This is a genomic window from Dyadobacter sediminis, from assembly GCF_005860765.1.
Lineage (GTDB): Bacteria > Bacteroidota > Bacteroidia > Cytophagales > Spirosomataceae > Dyadobacter > Dyadobacter sediminis.
Genome location: NZ_VCEI01000030.1, coordinates 230,933 through 250,896, shown reverse-complemented (window position 1 = coordinate 250,896; position 19,964 = coordinate 230,933). Strand labels below are relative to the sequence as shown.

The window sequence follows — 19,964 nt, the reverse complement described above, 5'->3', positions numbered from 1 at the left end:
AAGACACAGCTGTAATTCTTTACGCACAAATTACATTGCTTTTCCAAATGCATCTTTTCCGCTGTCGAGAAACGAAGCAAATTTGGCTGGGTCCAGATCGTAATTTTTGGGTGCTACGAGCAGGTTTCCATTATGGTCAACAAGGCAGTAATGCGGCTGTGCGTTGTTATTATATTTTACAATCTGAAGATCAGCATTCTGCGCACCGATCGTTTTTTTAACTTTATTGTCGTATTTGGAAGTATACCATTGCGATTCAGGAAGTTCTGTTTTATCATCCACATAAAGTGCAACGATCACGTAATCATTTCTGAGACGTTGCTGCACGGCGGGATCAACCCAGACACGCGCTTCCATTTCGCGGCAGTTTACACAACCATGACCTGTAAAATCGATAAAAACGGGCTTGTTGACCTTTTTGGCATAAGCGAGCGCATCTTTGTAATCAAAGAAACCTTCCAGTTCATGCGGCAAGTGAAAAAGATCGGCATACTTGCGGGCTTCTCCGGAAACAGCCGATGGCGCAATGCCGGCTGTTCTTTTTCCAAGATCAAAATCCAATGTAGACTGCGGCGGAAGATAGCCGGCCAATGCTTTCAGCGGCGCGCCCCACATTCCCGGGATCATATAAACAACGAATGTAAACGTAACAATGGAAAGCAACAGTTTGGGAACACTCACTTTTTCTACAACCGAATCGTGCGGTGTCCTGATTTTGCCCAAAAGATAAAAGCCCAGCATAGAAAAAATCACGATCCAGAAAGCAAGGTAAATTTCCCGGTCCAGCAACCGCCAGTGATAAACCTGATCGGCAATGCTCAGAAATTTCAGAGCCAGTGCCAGTTCCAGAAAACCAAGCACAACTTTAACAGTATTGAGCCAGCCGCCGGATTTTGGCAACGATTTCAGCCATTGCGGGAAAAGTGCGAACAAGGTAAACGGAATTGCAAATGCCGAAGAAAATGCGGCCATCCCGATAATCGGTTTTACAACCGCTCCGCCCGCCGATGCCACAAGCAAACTTCCGACAATAGGGCCGGTGCAGGAAAAGGAAACCAGCACCAAAGTAAATGCCATAAAGAAAACACCCGCATAACCGCCCTGATCCGCACGTGCATCCATTTTGTTCACAAAGCCGCTTGGCAAAACAATTTCAAAAAGCCCCAGAAAAGACAGACCGAAAACGAAGAATATACCAAAAAAAAGTAGGTTCGGAATCCAGTGCGTACTCAGGAAATTGGCAAATGCCGGGCCGTTTAGCCGCGAAACAACAGTTCCGATCAGCGTATAAATAAGCACAATAGAAATGCCGTACATAAATGCTTTCAGCTTTCCTTTCTCCTGATTGGTAAAATAACTGACCGTCATCGGAATAATCGGAAAAACGCAGGGCGTAAGCAAGGCAACAAGTCCGGAAAGAAACGCCGCCAGCGCAAAACCCCATAAGGAAGTTCCTGCAGCAGGATCTTCTGTGCTAAGGGAAGCATTGGATGCCGAGCCGATTTCAGGTGCTTTTGAGGAAGTAGCCGTTTGAGAAGTTGCGGAATCAATGTTTGTCGCAGCAATTTTTTCTATGGAATCCGCTGGGCCGCTGGATGTGGAGATAGCCGGAGAAGTCGTGCTTTTATCCGCCGGCGTCGTAGCTCCGACTGCCGGCTCTGTATTGTTATCAACCGGAGCAGAAGCAGCAACAACCTTTAAGCCTGTAAATTCAAAATCTTCATTTCCCGGAATACACAAACCGGTAACATGGCTGCAAGTCTGATATTCCGAACTTCCTTTTATAACCGGATTGTCGCTGAGCACTTTGATCGTTTGCTTGAAAACGCCTTTGTTTTCAAAATAACGCACATTTCCGCCCCATACTTCTTCAAATTTCGTTTTCGGGTTCTGCGGTTTCAGTTTGCCGACGACTTCAAACGTATTGTTCTTTTCAAAATTGAACGTTGTGAGCATCGGGCCGAGATCCGGGTCGAAATCCGACGAATACATATACCAGTCTTTGTCGATTACGGCAGAAAAGATGAGGTCTACGGTTTCACCTTTTTTGACTTCATTTTTGGAAAATGAATACGTCCAGTGCGCTTTGGCTTTTTGTATCTGTGCAAAAACGGTATTTGTAAAAAGGAGATAAATACCTAATAATAAGAATATACTGCGTTTCATATTGCTGTTCGGGAAATAGGCTGAAGGCGTCAGCTTTGGATAGTCAACGTAATTTTGCCAAAAAAATTCACGAATTAAAATTCCCTTTCTCACCGAATCCCGTTTCTGTTACCTTTGTCGCCTCAAATTCAGAAAAGTAAATCTTATTTTAATGGCTCAGGCTCTTTACATTATAAAAATAGGCGGCAACGTGATTGATAATCCCGCTGCATGTTCCCGGTTTTTAAGCGATTTTGCCAAACTGGACGCACGTAAAATCCTGGTGCACGGCGGAGGGAAAATTGCCACGCAAATTGCTGCGGATCTGCATATTGAAACGCAGATGGTGGAAGGAAGGCGCATTACGGACAAACCGATGCTGGATGTGGTTACGATGGTTTATGGTGGACTTGTCAATAAAAATCTGGTGGCGCAGCTTCAGGCTTCAAACTGCAATGCAATCGGGCTTACGGGTGCTGACGGCGGCATCATACGTTCGGTAAAAAGGCCGGTAAAAAATATTGATTACGGGTTTGTAGGTGATATTGAAGCGGTCAATAATACGCAGATCGATGCATTGCTGAACAGCGGCCTTGTTCCCGTAATTGCTCCGCTGACATACAGCTCCGAAGGTTTGCTGCTGAATACCAATGCCGATACGATGGCTTCTGCAACGGCTGTGGCCATGTCCGCAGGTTATGAAGTTAATCTGGTTTATTGTTTTGAGAAAAAAGGTGTTCTTTCTGATCCTGACGATGACGATGCCGTTATTTCAACTCTGAACCCGCAAACATACGCTAAGTACAAATCGTCAGGCGTTATCAACAAAGGAATGATCCCGAAGCTGGACAATGCGTTTGATGCCCTTCATCATGGTGTAAGAAATGTAATCATTTGTCATGCTCATGATGTGCTTGCATCAGCAAACGGCAATGCAGGAACGCTTATTACTTTATAATCATGTACATTTAATTTGGCTTTTTCGCTTTTTGACGATAATTTAATAATTTTTTTTAAGAAGTAGGGCATATTTAAATAAATTAATTGTTAAGATTGTATTAAATTTTAATACCTCAAATTAATCATCCACTCATGGGAAAAATTTTACTAAGACTTACTATCATGCTGATGGTAGTGAGCAGTCCTGTTTTCGCTCAAACGATTACAGGAACCGTTAAGTCGGGCTCCGACGGCCAATCCTTGCCGGGAGTTTCGGTTCTGATTAAAGGTACCACCAACGGTACGACGACGGATGCAGACGGAAAATTCAGTATTGCTGCTTCTGAAAACAGTACGCTTGTATTCTCATTCATCGGGTACAAATCCATTGAAGCACCGGTAGGAAACAAGACAACGCTGGATGTCGTTCTGAACGAAGACGCATCGCAATTGAATGAAGTTGTTGTAACGGCACTTGGTATTTCCAAGGAACAGCGTGCACTGGGTTATGCCACGGCAATCGTGAACAACGAAGCGCTGATCAAAACGGCTTCGCCAAACTTTGCAACGGCTCTTTACGGAAAAGCACCGGGTGTAACCATCAACGCTACGCCGGGCGGAGCTACTTCCGGTGTGAGTATCAACATCCGCGGTTTCAGCTCCATTACAGGTAACACACAGCCGCTGATCGTTCTGGACGGTATTCCAATCCGTAACGGGGAATCCCGTAATGGTGACTACTGGGGCGATCAGCGTATCCGTGGTAACGGTCTTCTGGACTTGAACCCTGCGGATATTGAGAATATTTCGGTATTGAAAGGGGCATCTGCAGCTGCACTTTATGGATCAGAAGCGGTAAACGGTGTTTTACTTGTAACTACCAAAAGCGGAAAAGGCAAAAAAGGAATCGGTGTTGATTTCAATGCAAGCTACAACGTAGATAAAATTGCTTATTTGCCAAGATATCAGAACGTAAGAGGCCCGGGTTATCCGTTGAACTACAACGATGGTGGCCAGGATGCAGCAGGTTTTATCTACTACGATACCGATGGTGATGGCGTTAAGGAAACAAGAGGCTTGCTGGGTACAAGTGTAAACTTCGGGCCGAAATTCGACGGACAGCCGGTAATGGCATTTGACGGCAAAATCAGACCATATTCTCCGTCTGGGAACAGCTATGCCGATCTGTTTGAAAATGCAAGCAGCTCGAACATCAACTTGTCGATTTCAAAATCAAGCGACAACTCAAACATCCGTTTCTCGTTCACGCGTCAGGATAACGGGATGATCAGCTACAATTCAAAGAACAGCAAGAACATCGCAAACCTGAACGCCAGCTTTAACCTGAACAAAAAGCTGACAACGGATATCATGGTGAACTACGTTAATCAAAATACGCGTAACCGTCCTTTCAAAGTGGATCGTATGATCAACAACTTTACGGGTATGATGAACCGCTTTGAATCTGCTGACTGGTATTTTGACAAATATCAGACAAGTCTTGGCTATAAATACGTAACGGGTACAAACCCAAGTCTTACGCCGGGAGAAAACATTATTTACAATGGTTTCAAAGGTGATATCGCTGACTATATCTGGAACACCAGAAAAAACCAGTCATATGAATACAGTGACCGCGTGATTGCCAGCCTTACACAGCATTGGCAAATCCTTGAAAGCCTGAAACTGCGTGGCCGTATTGCAACCGACTATACATCTGAAAGACTGGAAAACTGGGATTACAGTACTACTCCGCTGGCTTTCGGATATACAGGTGGATTTGGAATGAACAACAACCAGTACAATAATGTATATGGCGATGTTCTTCTTACTTATACCAAGAAATTTTCGGATGACGCTACAATCTCCTTACTGGGAGGATACTCTGCTAACAGGCAGTTGAACACGTTCGTGTCGAGATCGACAAACGGAGGGCTTAGTACAGTAAACTTTTTTGATATTTCTGCCAGTGTAAACATTCCAACTGGTAATCAAACCAGAAGCCGTTGGTTGCGTGATGCCTATATCGGAACGGTAAACTTTGATTACAAGAACATTTTCTTTGTTGAAGGAACAATCCGCAGAGACCGTACTTCTACGCTTGCAACAGGAAACAATGCATTTGTTTACCCTTCTGTGAATGCCAGCTTTGTATTCTCTGACGCATTAAATCTGCCTTCGTTCTGGAGCTATGGTAAGCTGAGAGGTTCCTTTGGTGTTGTAGGAAATTACCCGACGATTTATCAGGCGAACATTGCGTACCAGCAAGGTTCTTTGTCAATCCAGCAAGCTGGCGGACAGTCGGTTCTTTATACGTCAATGAGCTCTGATTATGGAAATGACAAGATTCGTCCCGAGCAGAAACGTGAATTCGAATTTGGTCTTGAAACAAAATTGTTCAACAACCGCATTGGCCTGGACATCGCGTACTACAACGCACAGATCGTTGACCAGATCCTTCCTTTGAGCATTGCTGCAACAACTGGTGCAAGAACCGTTCTTGAAAACATTGGTACTTTACGTAACCAGGGTGTTGAGGTTGCATTTAATGTAAGCCCGTTGAAAGCTAAAACAATAAATGATTTCAACTGGGATCTTACATTAAATCTTTCAAGAAATGTAAACAAAGTTGAAAAGCTGGCAAACAACTCTACTGAATTGCTTCATGCTGATTTTGATGGTAATGCTGCACAAATTCGCTCGGTTGTAGGTCGTCCGATGGGAGATATTTTCGTCCACGGTATATTGAAAGACAGCCAGGGCAGGAGCATTGTAGGTCCGAACGGACTTTACACACTGGATGGTAATAACTGGATTAAAGCAGGTAACGCAATGCCTAAACTGACTGGTGGTTTACTGAATTCATTTAGCTATAAAAACTTTACACTTGACGCGGTGATCGATTTCCGTGTGGGCGGCCATATTATGCCAACCGGTATTAACTGGATGACATCAAGAGGTTTGACAGAGGAAAGCCTTAATGCCATGGATGCAGAGCACGGAGGACTTTCCTATTATGTAAATGAAGACGGGAAAGGTATTGCAACTACCGGAACTGCAGGGCCAAATGGTCAGCCTGTTTACCACGATGGAATGCTGATGGATGGTGTTACGACAACAGGTGAAGCAAATACCAATATTGTTTCTCAGGCTACTTACTACAACAGCACTTATAACTGGGGCGGTCCTCAGTACGGAAATGCGCGTTATGAGCTTTATGTGAAAGAAAATACTTATTTCAAAATGCGTGAGCTTTCGCTTGCATACCGTTTGCCAGCTGTAGTCGGCAGAAAGATTGGGGCACAGAATATCTCAGTTTCTGTATTCGGTCGTAACCTGTTCTTCCTTTACAGAACAATTAAAGATCTGGATGCTGAGCAGACAAGCGTGAGTACAAGATGGTACGAAAACATCAACAATGCTGGTAGCAACCCGTCATTCCGCACCATGGGTGTAATGTTGAGAGCCAGCTTCTAATTTTAATCTGATCCATGACAATGAAAAAAATAGCATCATTCATATTAGCAGGACTTATGTTCTCAGCAGTGTCCTGCAAGGAGTCTGAATTTACAGAAAGGTATACGGATCCTTCCAAACTTGCAGAGTCAAGTGTTGAAAAGCAGTATTCGGGCTTTATGTATGCCAGTAAAGATTATATTCTTCCAGGCTACGGACAATACTTTGTGACTTTAAGAACAACTTTGAGCCGTTATAATCAGGCCGTTGGATGGCCAAACGAATCGGGTCAGTATGTTCCTGCATCTGCAGGTGTTCAGGATATGTGGTTCAACTATTATAACACGTTGGCACAATACCGCGAGCTTGAGAAAGTCTATAATGCAAGTTCGGCTCAGGAGCAGGCTGATAAAAAGATTTTCATGCTGACTGCGAAAGTTTATCTGTACAACTATACGCAGCGTATGGTTGACTTGCACGGTGCGATTCCTTTTACACAAGCAGGTATGTTAAGTACAAACAATGGTGATTATGTAGGTTCAACTGCGAAGTTCGATTCAGCTGAAGAAATTTACACATTGATGCTGGATGATTTGAAGTCAATTGCTACTGAACTGAATACTATTACAGTAAGCTCCAACTACGTCAAACCATTCCAGACTCAGGATTTTGTAAATAAAGGAAATATTACTGCCTGGAAACGTTTTACAAACTCGCTGCGTCTGCGCATGCTGAACCGCGTATCGGCGGCTGCCAATTTTCAAGCAAGATCAAATACTGAGATTGCTGAAATTCTGAATGCACCGGGTACTTATCCGATTGTGGAAACAAATGACCAAAACATTCAGATCAATGTTTATGATATAAATACTGACATTAACTCCAAAGGTTTCCAGGACGGTCTTGCTTCGGGTGGTTGGTATGGTAACACGGCTGGTAAAAAAATGATTGATTTTATGAATGCTACCAGCGATCCGCGTGAAATGTTGTTGTTCGAACCGGGAGAGAATGCAAAAGGTGCTTACATCGGTATTGATCCGCTGGGAACCTCTGCTACACAGACTGCTCTTTTCAACAGTGGCAATGTTGCGATTTACAACCGTTATGTATTAAGTCATAATCAGTTCTTCCCAGGTGTAATCATCAATGCTCCTGAAATTAACCTGATTAAAGCAGAGTACTTCCTGAGATCAGGCAATGATGTTTCTGCAAAAACAGCCTACGAAACGGCAATTTCACAATCGGTGCAATTTTACACTTCGATTGCTGCTTTGAGCAATGCAACACAAGGTACCAAGCCGGCAACACCAACCGATGCACAAATAACGGCTTATCTTGCGAATGATGCTGTAAGCTGGACAAAAGCAACAACACCTGCTGCCAAGCTAGGCCTGATCGCAATGCAGAAATGGCTGCATTATAACGTTGTTCAGCCTTACGAAAACTTTGCTGATATCCGCAGACTGGACATGCCGACATTGCAGTTCCAGGTGGACAATGCCAATAACCAGACTGCGCCTCCTGTAAGATGGAACTATCCGGGCAATGAAGTAACTTACAATCCAACCAATTATGCGGCTGTAAGGGAAAATGACAAACTTACAACCAAGCTATTCTGGGATGTAAAATAATCGGAAACAATAATTTTAATAGTATTACGAAACGGGCCGGCATGATGCCGGCCCGTTTTGCTTTTTGTTGCAAGGCGTTATTGCTTTTTGAAGGAAAGCACTATCATAAAACAGAAATACACAAAAGCAAAATGGCTGAAATTACTTGTGGCACAAGTAATTTCAGCCATTTATACCGATTGAATTTTTTGACTTGAAATTCAGTTCAGGTAATCAGACAATCAGCAATGGCCCTTCAATGCGTGATCGAAGCGAATTATCGTAGGAAATTTCCATATTGGCGTATTCAATGGTAAGTGTCTGCGGCATCGGCGAACGGTAAATCCCGAATTTCCAGTATGGCCCGATTTTATCAGGATAACCAATTTCAATACCCGAGAGATTGATCAGCTCTTCTCCGTTTTTCCACCATTGCAGTTGCCCTCGTGTAGTGGAAAAGCGCGTACGCATTACAATCTTGTGCCAGACTCCACGCGTAAACTGACTGCTTCCTCTGAGGATCGATTTCGGACTCTGCCTGTGCGGGTTGTCCATGGTCGAGCAGGTGAAAACATTCACGGTATCCAGACCATCCATCCGCAAAGCAAGAATTGGCGGTGAATTCACATCGTTCTCGTCGGGACTTGCATGAAATTGTCCGATATAACAGAACTCCGTGGGGGCAAGGTTCAGTGCGTCGCCTTCCGCTATGCGCATGGAAAAAGAAAGCCAGATGTCCTGATCAAAAGGCAGATCTGAGTTCTTCATGTAAAATTCCGAGCGTTCACGGTTCTGGTTGTTTATGTCTCCATACCATACGTCTCCGCTTTTGACCTCAAAACGATAAATGGGAGAGGATTTGTTAATAGCTTTCAGCAATGACCATTTTTTATTGGCATGCTGTGCATTATACATTCTTTCAAAGAAGGTAATCAGCGTGCCGCTTTCGCCAACTTCTGCATATTCCTGCGGAAACAGGTTCTGTGCCGTTTCTTCCTTGCTGATGATGCTTTCATCCGAGTCATAAAAGTTGATCACCTGCGTTACGCTGGCAGAAGTCGGTATTTCATAGTTGCCATCGATCTTGCTTGTCCACTTTCCGCCATCCATTCTTTGTATAAATACATCATGCAGGCCGCTGTTTTCGGGTTTGATTAATGTAACAACATCTGCAGCACGTTTTGCAGGTCTTTCATTGGTACGGATGTAACTGGTTGCCGTCAAGCCTTTTTCTACTTGTACGCCCCAGGCATATATTCCGCTTGATCCGTCGCCCTTGTAAAACTGACGTCCATTCTGTTCTTCCAGACCGATTACTGTAAAAGTATACGGAAGGTAAGTGATAAAAGTAGCAACGCATCTGAACCAGCCGTTATTTACTTTTTGAACCAGTACAGAAGAAAAAATACTGCTTTTATTTCCGACGATACCTTCTGCAATGTCAAAATGAACAGTCAGTCCGTTTACATTGAAATAAGCCCATTTGCGCTCGCCTGCTTTCAGGTAGGCGCTCATGGTGTAAGTTCTTCCTATTTCCGTAGCGATAATCGGGCTTGGAACAATATAATGTGCAGTAAATGAATTATTTTCCTGAATTCTGTATGCCGGATTTTCACCATCCGGCGATTTCCTTCCGCTTTCTTCAACGGTAGCATACTGTTTCCTCCAGTTGCTGTTGATAAGTGTCTGTGAATACGGTACAAGGTTTATTGCTGCCGGCTCAATAAGCACACCTTCAAGATAGGGCCTGTTTTCCGCAGTATTGTAAGTATACCGCAAAGGGTGTCCTGTAGAATTGCCGCCTTGTTCCAGCAGACTGCCGGATATATATAGAAATTTGTCTTCCCGGCCTTCGTAGTTTATCGAATCTCCGTCACTCAGAAGGTAAACGTGCAATCCCGAATTTGTATCAAGATCGGGCATTCCGGTAATGGAAAGTTTCCACCAGCCATTTTCCTGATAACTGGCTTTAAAATCAACTAAATTGGAGCTGGTGGAGATTACCGAACCGGCTGCAAGATCAAATTTGACGCTCGGGTTGCCTCCGGTATAACTTGCAGAACTCGCAAAGCTGAATTGTACGCGACTTGCCGTTCCCGCCTTCAGGAAAACGCTGAGGGTGACAATTTCGCCCTGTACAACCGTTGCGTTCAGTGAAAGCCGGTGTTCTCCCGAACCTTCGGTTTCTATCAGTTTCATGGCATTGCCTGGCCTGTCAATGGCAGAAACATTTTCGGATGTACTGGTGGTGATTCCTACTTTAATCCAGGCGATGCTGTCTAGATCTTCATTAATTGCAAGGCCTTCTTGTCCCGGTTCTGTAAAATGCAAATAACCGTCTGATCCGTAGTATGATGCCTCACTTGCTCTTGAACTGGAAAAATCATTGCTTACATATGCAGGCTCCTGCCTGAAATCAAAAACTTTTATAGGTGTTAACATCTGCCAAAAAAATAATAAAATTATAAATCAGTATACAGTACAGAGTTATAGAATATATTTTACTAAATGTTAAGTTGAAAAGTGTAGTAATATTCATCTGAAGTTCATCATAAATGCGCTGCCAATCACCAATATCTTTCATTGTATTTTCAGAAAGACATTGAAACAACACTTGATAAATTACTTAAGAGTCTATATACAGCTCGGCATTCAAACAACAATCCTGTACTGAATATTGAATTTTCTTACCCAAACTTAATTGAAATCTGATAAAATTCAGGAAAAAACCCGAAGTGTGCGTGTTCATTATAACTGAACGCATTGCAAAGATATTGCTTGCCTGACTTTGCTAAACAATATAATTGGTTCATGCCAAAATTAAACTATTTTCTTTTTTAAATATATTGAAATCTTAAAAAAAGACTGAATGATATACGGAATTGATGCATTAACACGCAATTGTACAGAAGTATAACAAAAGTTTAATGGATTATGAAAAAGCAGAAGAAAGGCTAACAAATATAATTATAATAATTTCTCTGAAGCCGGCATTCTTATATAAATACCATAATCCAAACAGATTAGGTATTAAAGGAAAAATACCGGATTGATCAAACCATTGAATGACGTCGTTTATGGCTCATAATTGTTGCAGACAGTCTTTAAACCTAAAATATTTTTTAATTTTCAGGTGAATTATTTCTACCGTACCAGACAATACGAAGGCTTTTTTGAGTACAGACAGCTATCGGTAATTAACTTTGGTGATTAGAAGTAACAGTAGTTAAAATGGTAAATGGTACAACTAATTACCTTCATTGATTTTAAACAATGGTTTATCGTCACGATGTAAATATTGCTTGCAGCAATTCATCGCTTTTGCCAAATCATTTTAATCCATGCTTATACACCATCATTCCCGGACATTTGGATCAGTGATGCCAAATGCCGGGAATGTATTGTTTACTTACGTTTTGGAAAACTTTATTTGTTTGTTCCTTTTAGTACCAAAGCAGTGACCAGTCCGCCGATGAGATACCAGGCAACGGTTAACGCTTTCGTTGTGTTTGTGCGGTTTACAGGCGCATCGTTCAGGCCGAGCGGTTTTGTGAGGGTTAGTGCGCCGATTCCTGCTGCAAGCCCGATTCCGGCTCCTCGCCACAATATATTTTCTTTTTTACCCTGGCCAATCAGGCTGTAATACAATGCATTGCTTGCAATGTCGGCAGCCAGCGTGGCACCATACAATGCATTGCCTTTGGGAGGTTCCATGCCTGCACTTTCCATAATGTCGGAAAGGGCCTCTTCTCCGACCAGATCCACACGCGGAGCTTTTGGGAAGAGTTGTTTTGCGCTTTCATGCAGGATATTGAGGACAACGGCACCTGCAAGCCCGGCGGAAATATTGTTTATTGCTTTCATAGTCGGTTTTTAACTGTATTTATCCCCATATTTAAAATATTATGCCCTGCCAAAAATCATGTGCTTTGTATTCCGTGCAGATAAAGCCGGATATTTCATAAATTACATGCGTATCAACAGAACTTTCATGATCCGTCTCAGAGCCGTAATGCTGCTGCTTTTCACTTCGGTTGTAACGCTATACGGGTGTAAGGGTTTGAAAGACAATCCTAAATTTGCTTTTGCCGACGGCGTTTACCATTCCCGGGTACAAGGCAAAAGGGCGCAGGTTTACATTGAAAATACTGAAGATTCTGTCATCGTCTATGCGCTGAAAAAAGGCTGGCAGCGACTTTCCCTGAAAGCTTCTTCGCTTCCGAAGCAAAGCTACCCGCAGAAAGCAAATGCAGAAACCATTCGTGCAAACCGGTATTGGCAAAATGGTTTTGATATTGATGTTCTGACTATTCCGCTCAAATTCCGGCCTTCCGTGCAATCCTTTCCCAGACAATTCAGCAATAACCTCAATGGTGCGGTTTACCTTGGTTTCCGAAACGATACGTACCGGCTTTCCTATGACAGAAATCCGATCGGACAGATCAATCAGAAGATTAAACATTACGGTATTTCTGCCGGTGTCATCACCGGACTGGGCGCTACTGCCATGAATCCTTATGTTACCAGCAACCAGATTGCCATTGAATACGATGGCATGATCTGGTCAAAAGGCGCTGCGGTGATTATGGGTATTGACAATTTTACGTTCGGCATCATAGGTGGCATCGATCATCTGCTGGATAAAAACAGCATATACTGGCTTTACAACGGCAAACCCTATCTCGGCCTTGCCGTCGGTCTGAACCTGAACTGAAATGCATTTCAATTCAGGTTTTACAATACCATACACATCGTCTATTCCTTTACAAGTACTTTCTGCTGAACAACTTTGTCCGGGCCGGCCATACGAACTGTGTAAATCCCCGATGCCGGTGTTTTTAAAGGAATACTTACAGCGCCGTTCCTGCCGGAAATCTCTTCTTTCTGTGAAACCTGTCCTTTCGTATTGATCAGTTCCAGCGACTGAAAAGGCTCGTCAATAACCACATTGATCGTACCATTGCTGATTATGGAAGGTCTTACAAAGTTTTCGCTGAACATGCCGGTCATGTTGACGGTAATCATTCGGGAGTATTTGAAAGTATTATCCGTATCAATCATTTTCAGACGGTAGTAGAAGTTTCCTTTGCCTGTATTCCGGTGAAAAAAGGTATAATTCGAGCCGGATAAGGCATTTGCGGCCGGTATAGTTCCTGCTTTTTCAAAACCGATCGCATTGTTGCTGTGTTCTATCTCAAATTCACGGAAATTCCTTTCTTCATTAGTTTGCCAGGTTAATTTTACACCTTCATTGCCGGCGAAACCGGAAAAGTTGAGCAGTGTTACCGGCAGGCCTTCTTCGGTATAAATGTTGTAAACAGCATTGCCGGCTACGGCATATATTTCACCGCTTTCATCTTCACCGATGTCCACAACGCCGGCCAGCGCGGAAGTCTGGTATTCTTTTACAGAACCATCGGCAAGTATCTTGTGAATGTCGCCCGAATAATAATCCATGCCAATGTAGTAGCCATACATAAGCGGGTGTTTCCGGCCTCTGTACACCACGCCGCCAATTACCGATTTTCCTCTTTCGGTACTGTTCGGGTAAGTATAAACGGGTACGGTATAGTTTTCTATCGGTCCGCAGCCGGTTCTGTCAATACCCGGCGTTGCCGCATTTCCTTCATAGCACCTCCACCCGAAATTGGCGCCATTTACGCTTCCATCCGGTAAAAAATTGATTTCTTCCAATGCTCCCTGGCCTACATCGCCGATCCACATACCGTGTTCTTCCCGGTCAAAGCTCCATCGGAACGGATTTCTCAGACCTGTTGCGAAAACTTCATTTCCGTACGGATTATCAACCGGTATTTTGTAACTGCCTGTTTCTCCTGCCGGCATGTTCACGTCGATCCTCAGTATTTTTCCAAGCAGACTGGATGGATTCTGGGCATTTCTGGGAATGTCATTGGCGCCGCCTCCATCGCCAGTGGACAAATACAGAAAGCCGTCATTGTAGCCAAAATGAAGTTCTCCGCCATTATGGTTTCTGTTTACAGGATGCGGTATTTTCAGGATTTCAAAGCGCGTATTTGCATTAATTGTAGCAGCAGAAGAAGTTGCGGCGGTGTATCTTGCCAGAACCAGATCGCCAGCCCGATCTGTGTAATAAGTATAAATGTAGCCGTTTGTTGCATAGTCGGGGTGAAATGCGATGCTCAGCAAACCGCCTTCGCCCTGCGCGCCAACCGTTGAGTCCGGCAAATTCATATTCAGATAAGTGGAAGGCGAAGCCAGTGAGCCGGCCTCGAAAACTTTCACAACGCCTCTTCTTTCGGCAATGAAAATCCGGTTGGAGCCATCGCCGGCATGTACGATCTGCATCGGCGCTGTCAGGTTTGTAATAACGGGCGTCATGTTGATCTTCACGTCAGGAGCCTGTGAAATGGCCTGACTGGCAAGCATTATTGAAAAAAGCAGTAGCAAAAAATTTCGGGAAAATCCAGGAAAGTCAAGATTTTTCATAAGCCGGAAGTTTAAGATGATGAAGAAAATTTAAAATAGTTCTACATGTTCATCTATAACATTGTGCCAGTGGAATCTTGAATCCTTCCAAGGCTTTACTATTGTAAAAAAAGGTATAATATTGAAAATGAGGCCATAAAAAAGCCTTCCAGTCGGCTGACCGGAAGGCTTCTACTGCTTTGCAGAAATTAGTTGTAATGATATTCGCCGGATTCGTTCCGTATAGTCAGTTTCTTCGCCGGAGATTCTTCTACTCTTCCGATTACCTGCGCATCTATTCCGAAGGATCTGGAAATGCTTATGACCTTTTCTGCGTGTGCTTCGGGCAAATAGATTTCAAGCCTGTGGCCCATGTTGAAAACTTTGTACATTTCCTGCCAGCTTGTTCCGCTTTCCTGCTGGATAAGTCTGAACAGGGGCGGTATGGGTAATAAATTATCCTTGATAATGTGAAGGTTATCAACAAAATGTAGAATTTTCGTCTGAGCGCCGCCGCTGCAGTGCACCATGCCGTGAATGTGCGGGCGCATCTCGTCAAGCAATGCCTTTGCCACCGGTGCATAAGTGCGCGTCGGGGAAAGAATAAGCTGGCCTACATTCAGCGGACTGCCTTCAACGGGATCTGTCAGTTTTCTGCTGCCGCTGTAAATCAGTTCGGTATTTATTTCAGGGTCAAAGCTTTCCGGATATTTCTCCGCCAGATATTTTCCAAGTACGTCGTGCCTTGCCGATGTAAGTCCGTTGCTTCCCATTCCGCCGTTATAGGCATTTTCATAAGTTGCCTGTCCGTACGATGCAAGTCCTACAATCACATCGCCGGCTTTTATATTGGCATTATCAATTACTTCGGATCTTTTCATGCGTGCGATCACTGTACTGTTTACGGTAACCGTCCGCACAAGGTCGCCTACATCCGCCGTTTCGCCGCCGGTACTGTATATTTCAACGCCGTAGCTGCGCAGCATTTCCAGGATTTCTTCGGCTCCGTTGATTACCTCGGCAATGACTTCGCCCGGGATGCGGTTCTTGTTTCTGTCAATCGTGGAGGAGTAAAGCATCGGTCCGGTTGCCCCCACACACAGCAGATCGTCCGTGTTCATCACAATGGCATCCTGTGCAATGCCTTTCCAGACTGAAATGTCGCCGGTTTCTTTCCAGTACAAGTATGCCAAAGAAGTTTTGGTCCCTGCGCCGTCCGCATGCATAATGGTGCAGTATTCGGGATCGGCAGCAAGCATGTCGGGGACAATCTTGCAGAAAGCCTTTGGAAAAAGCCCTTTGTCTATTTTTTCAATTGCCTTATGCACATCTTCTTTGGATGCCGAAACGCCGCGCTGGAGATAACGGTCGGTTGTTTTCATCTGAACCTGTTTATTGGTTTTAATCCTTTTAAAGGCACAAAAATAGGCAAAAAGGTGCTTAAACCTTTACTTTAATGAAGATCGCATTTCTTCAGATCAATCAGTAACTTACAGAAAGTATTGAAAATTAATCAAAATATAGAATTAGATATGCTCATAAAAAGTCCTAGTTTTACAAATATCAGCTTAAAATAGTAAAAGCCATACAATCTCCTGTTCAGGGGTTTGAGCGCCGGACCAAAACCATTTTTCATGCCATTTTTAAGTCGTTCCTTTGTTTCCTTTGCCTTTTTCCTGACTGTCACTTCCACTTGCAATCTAGCATGGGCCGGTTCAAAAGCAGCACCGCCGGCGTCTCCTGACAGCCTTCATGCGGTACAATCGCTCGTTTCCTTTGCAACAAAGCATCTGCATATTCCTTACCGCTCGGGTGGCGCTTCCAGGAAAGGTTTTGACTGTTCAGGTTTTGTAAGATACTGTTTTGACAAATGGAATATTTCCCTGCCGCATTCGAGTTCCGCACAGGCAGAGCACGGTGAAACCGTCAAACTGGATGACGCAAGGCCGGGCGATCTTATTTTCTTCAAAGGCAACAGTGCGGCAAGCGAGCGCATCGGCCATGTCGGGATCATCACCGAAGTAGCTCCGGGCTATGTGCGTTTTATCCATTCTGCATGGAAAGGCGGCATTCGCTACGATCTGCTGAATGCCAGCTATTATCAGAAGCGCTTTGTGGCAATCAAAAGGTTGATGGATTGACAATGCTTTGAATTAAAATCCTTTTACTTGTTTTAATGCTGGCAGAAATAAAGGCTGAATCCTGATTTCTTCCCGATTGCTTGTAAATTTGCCGGATCAAAATGATCTTTTACATTACTTATTTTCAAGTATTTTGAAACTCTGGCAAAAGGAAAATACCGTAACTTCTGAAAAAATCGAAAAATTCACAGTCGGAAAAGACCGTGAAATGGATCTTCATCTGGCTGAATTCGATGTTCTGGGAAATCTGGCGCATGCTGAAATGCTGCAGACAATCGGCTTGCTGGCTGCTGACGAACTGGAAGCATTACGCGGCGAACTGAAACAGATTCATCAGTTGATTGAAAATGGCGGGTTTGTCATTGAAGACGGCGTTGAAGATGTTCATTCGCAGGTGGAGCTGATGCTTACGCGAAAACTGGGCGACACCGGAAAAAAAATCCATAGCGGCCGCTCCCGCAACGATCAGGTGCTGGTGGATATGAAATTATACACGCGGGCGCGCCTGTTCGAGGTTGTTCAGGCCACAGAAAAACTGTTTGACGTACTGGCAAGCCGTTCCGAAGAACACAAAAACGATCTGCTGCCCGGCTATACGCATCTCCAGATTGCCATGCCTTCGTCTTTCGGCTTATGGTTCGGCGCATATGCTGAAGCGCTTGTTGATGACGTTATCCAGCTAAATGCTGCATACCGCCTTGCCAACCGCAATCCGCTGGGTTCCGGTGCAGGCTATGGCTCTTCTTTTCCGCTCAACCGGCAGCTTACGACCGATTTGCTGGGATTTGAAGGCATGCATCACAATGTCGTGTATGCGCAAATGAGCCGAGGCCGTACGGAACAGGCTGCTTTAATGGCGATTTCTTCACTGGCCGCCACCGTTTCCAGACTGGCCATGGACGTTTGTCTGTACAATAGCCAGAACTTCAGTTTCATTACTTTGCCTGATGAATTGACAACCGGAAGCAGCATTATGCCGCATAAGAAAAATCCGGATGTGGCGGAATTGTTACGGGCAAAAACCAACCGTATGAAAGCATTGCCGATGGAAGTAACAATGGTTCTGAGCAATCTTCCTTCCGGATATCACCGTGATATGCAGTTGTTAAAGGAAATTCTGATGCCCGCTTTTGACGAAATTCTGGAATGCCTGGACATAGCTGCTTTTATGCTGGAGAATATGAAAGTAAAGCAAAACCTGCTGGACGATTCCAAATATGATCTGCTTTTCAGCGTAGAGCGTGTTAATGAACTGGTGATTAGCGGCGTGCCTTTTCGTGACGCTTACCGGCAGGTCGGAGCCGAAATCGGTGACGGAAGTTACACTGCGCCGCGTGCGTTGAAGCATACGCATGAAGGCAGCATCGGCAATCTGCAGACAGACGAAATCCGTGAGCGAATGAAACGGGAAATTGCTGTATTTGAATATGACAAGGTCAAAAAGGCTCTGGAAGATCTGATCCGCAAATAAGTATGATGCCGTCAGCAAAATTATGCCTGCTTATTGCTGTTTCCATCTGGGTCATGAGTTTTACGGCAAATGTTGAAACTCGTAACCAAACCTCCTTTTTAGAAACTGAGAAAAAGGTTTTAATGCCGGATTCCGCTTCAGAAGGAAAGCAGCTGGCCATGCAGTATTGCCAGCGCTGCCATCTTTTTCCCGAGCCTGCTTTACTGGATAAATATACGTGGGCAAATAGTGTGCTGCCGAATATGGGACAACGTCTTGGAGTAAAATTTCCGGACAAAGACCCGTTTGCAGATCTTCTTCCGGAAGAGGAAAAAGAAATCCGCCGGCTCAACATTTATCCGGATGCTGCGCAGCTTTCCAATGCGGAATGGGAAAAAATCGTAAAATACTACACGCAGGAGGCTCCTCCGGAGCCGCTCCCGCAAAAGCCCCAGCCGCCGGTTTCAGATCAGCTTGCCTTGTTCAGTGCAAGGGAAATCACGGTCAGCGACCATGCGGTTCCCAAAACCACACTGCTGAAATACGACCGGACTTCTTCACAATTATATGTTGGCGACGCGCAGAATGCATTGTATGTGCTGGACAGTGCATTTCGGCTCAGCGATACATGGTGGCTTGATACGCCGCCGACCGACATGGATTTTCCAAGAAATGCACCGCCGTCATTGCTCACAATCGGTATTTTTCCACCTTCTGAACAAAAGCTCGGACGACTGATGTCACTTGAAAAAACGGCCGGTCCGGCCGGAACAAGTTTGAATATTCAGCTTCTGCCAAGGCCTGTACAGTTTGCATCTGCGGATTTGAATATGGATGGGAAAAACGATGCCGTGATTTGCGGTTTTGGAAACCATTCGGGAAAGTTATGCTGGCTGGATAACTTCCAGCCTGAAAAAGAGCATATTCTGAAAAATCTGCCGGGTGCAAGAAAAGTGGAGATTGCTGATTTTAACCACGACAAAAAACCGGACATCATCGCATTGATGGCGCAGGCCAGAGAAGAAATTTCTGTTTTTTATAATCTTGGAAACGGAAAGTTCAGGGAAAAAACAGTGCTTCAGTTTCCGCCTTCTTACGGAATGAGCTACTTTGAACTTGCCGATTTTAACAAGGACGGCTATCAGGATATTCTGCTGACCAACGGCGACAACTGGGACCTTTCTCCGGTTAAAAAAAATTACCACGGCGTAAGGATTTACCTGAACAACGGCAAGGATAATTTCAGGGAAGCCTGGTTTTATCCGCTATACGGCGCAAGCAAAGCCGTAGCAAGGGATTTTGATCAGGATGGTGACCTCGATATTGCCGCAACTTCTTTCTATAATGACCTCGACAATCCGGCACACGGGTTTATTTATCTTTCCAATGAAGGTAAAATGAATTTCAAGGCATCTGCCACGCCTGCTGCTGCTCCCGGCAAATGGCTGACGATGGAAGCTGCAGATTTTGATAAAGACGGCGATGTCGACATTGTGCTGGGTTCCTATTTTCACACGGTCGGCGAAGTTTCCAAACTTGTTTCACACGGCGTGATGTCTTTCCCGCAAATGCTGCTGCTTACGAACACGAAAAAGTAAGGTTGCGTGGTTGATTGATGTAGCTTTTAGCCCTTAGCTTTTGGCGGTTAGCTTGTAGCTGTTATGGAGATGAACGCTTGATGAAAGGCATGTACAGAAGTTCACAGTTTTTATAACATTTTTGATTATTTGCTGTAAATCAGGAAGTTGGTTTACAGGATCAGTTACACTTTTATAT

12 protein-coding genes are annotated in these 19,964 nt (G+C 44.3%); 7 read left to right on the top strand and 5 right to left on the bottom strand.

Annotated features, from left to right (window positions below):
- Positions 1-30 precede the first annotated feature (30 nt).
- Positions 31-2,166, bottom strand: a complete 2,136-nt coding sequence (locus FEM55_RS22380; RefSeq protein ID WP_138283550.1) for a protein-disulfide reductase DsbD family protein — start codon at positions 2,164-2,166, stop codon at positions 31-33.
- Between the two features lie 151 nt (positions 2,167-2,317).
- Here FEM55_RS22380 and argB point away from each other — a divergent pair, with 151 nt between their 5' ends.
- From argB to FEM55_RS22365, 3 genes are all read left to right on the top strand, one after another.
- The gene (argB, locus tag FEM55_RS22375; RefSeq protein WP_138283549.1) at positions 2,318-3,103 is read left to right on the top strand and encodes an acetylglutamate kinase; all 786 of its coding nucleotides are present in this window, start codon (positions 2,318-2,320) and stop codon (positions 3,101-3,103) included.
- A 134-nt stretch (positions 3,104-3,237) separates the two neighbouring features.
- A complete protein-coding gene (locus FEM55_RS22370) occupies positions 3,238-6,561 on the top strand; it encodes a SusC/RagA family TonB-linked outer membrane protein (protein WP_138283548.1) in 3,324 nt (1,107 codons plus the stop codon).
- Between the two features lie 20 nt (positions 6,562-6,581).
- The gene (locus FEM55_RS22365; protein WP_308420227.1) at positions 6,582-8,171 is read left to right on the top strand and encodes a SusD/RagB family nutrient-binding outer membrane lipoprotein; all 1,590 of its coding nucleotides are present in this window, start codon (positions 6,582-6,584) and stop codon (positions 8,169-8,171) included.
- Between the two features lie 213 nt (positions 8,172-8,384).
- On the opposite strand, the gene FEM55_RS22360 is transcribed toward FEM55_RS22365, so the two are convergent.
- Positions 8,385-10,592, bottom strand: a complete 2,208-nt coding sequence (locus FEM55_RS22360; RefSeq protein WP_138283546.1) for a phage head spike fiber domain-containing protein — start codon at positions 10,590-10,592, stop codon at positions 8,385-8,387.
- Between the two features lie 984 nt (positions 10,593-11,576).
- On the bottom strand, positions 11,577-12,014 hold the full coding sequence (locus FEM55_RS22355) for a hypothetical protein (RefSeq protein WP_138283545.1): 438 nt from the start codon (positions 12,012-12,014) through the stop codon (positions 11,577-11,579).
- A gap of 127 nt (positions 12,015-12,141) precedes the next feature.
- Between FEM55_RS22355 and FEM55_RS22350 the strand changes: the two genes are divergently transcribed.
- Complete coding sequence (locus tag FEM55_RS22350; RefSeq protein ID WP_138283544.1) at positions 12,142-12,864, top strand: hypothetical protein; 723 nt, start codon at positions 12,142-12,144, stop codon at positions 12,862-12,864.
- A gap of 41 nt (positions 12,865-12,905) precedes the next feature.
- Here FEM55_RS22350 and FEM55_RS22345 read toward each other — a convergent pair whose 3' ends face one another.
- Positions 12,906-14,618: a PQQ-dependent sugar dehydrogenase gene (locus FEM55_RS22345; protein ID WP_138283543.1), complete on the bottom strand. Its 1,713-nt coding sequence runs from the start codon at positions 14,616-14,618 to the stop codon at positions 12,906-12,908.
- Between the two features lie 188 nt (positions 14,619-14,806).
- Positions 14,807-15,979: an AIR synthase-related protein gene (locus tag FEM55_RS22340; protein ID WP_138283542.1), complete on the bottom strand. Its 1,173-nt coding sequence runs from the start codon at positions 15,977-15,979 to the stop codon at positions 14,807-14,809.
- A 252-nt stretch (positions 15,980-16,231) separates the two neighbouring features.
- On the opposite strand from FEM55_RS22340, the gene FEM55_RS22335 reads away from it, so the two are divergent.
- The 3 genes from FEM55_RS22335 to FEM55_RS22325 all read left to right on the top strand — a co-directional run bounded on the left by FEM55_RS22335 (position 16,232) and on the right by FEM55_RS22325 (position 19,786).
- Entirely contained in the window at positions 16,232-16,738 is a 507-nt protein-coding gene (locus tag FEM55_RS22335; protein WP_138283541.1) for a C40 family peptidase, read from the top strand.
- Between the two features lie 133 nt (positions 16,739-16,871).
- Positions 16,872-18,209 (top strand): argininosuccinate lyase, encoded by a 1,338-nt coding sequence (gene argH / locus FEM55_RS22330; protein ID WP_138283540.1) that lies wholly within the window; start codon positions 16,872-16,874, stop codon positions 18,207-18,209.
- Positions 18,210-18,331: 122 nt separating this feature from the next.
- Positions 18,332-19,786, top strand: a complete 1,455-nt coding sequence (locus tag FEM55_RS22325) for an FG-GAP repeat domain-containing protein (protein ID WP_229209378.1) — start codon at positions 18,332-18,334, stop codon at positions 19,784-19,786.
- Positions 19,787-19,964: the final 178 nt, after the last annotated feature.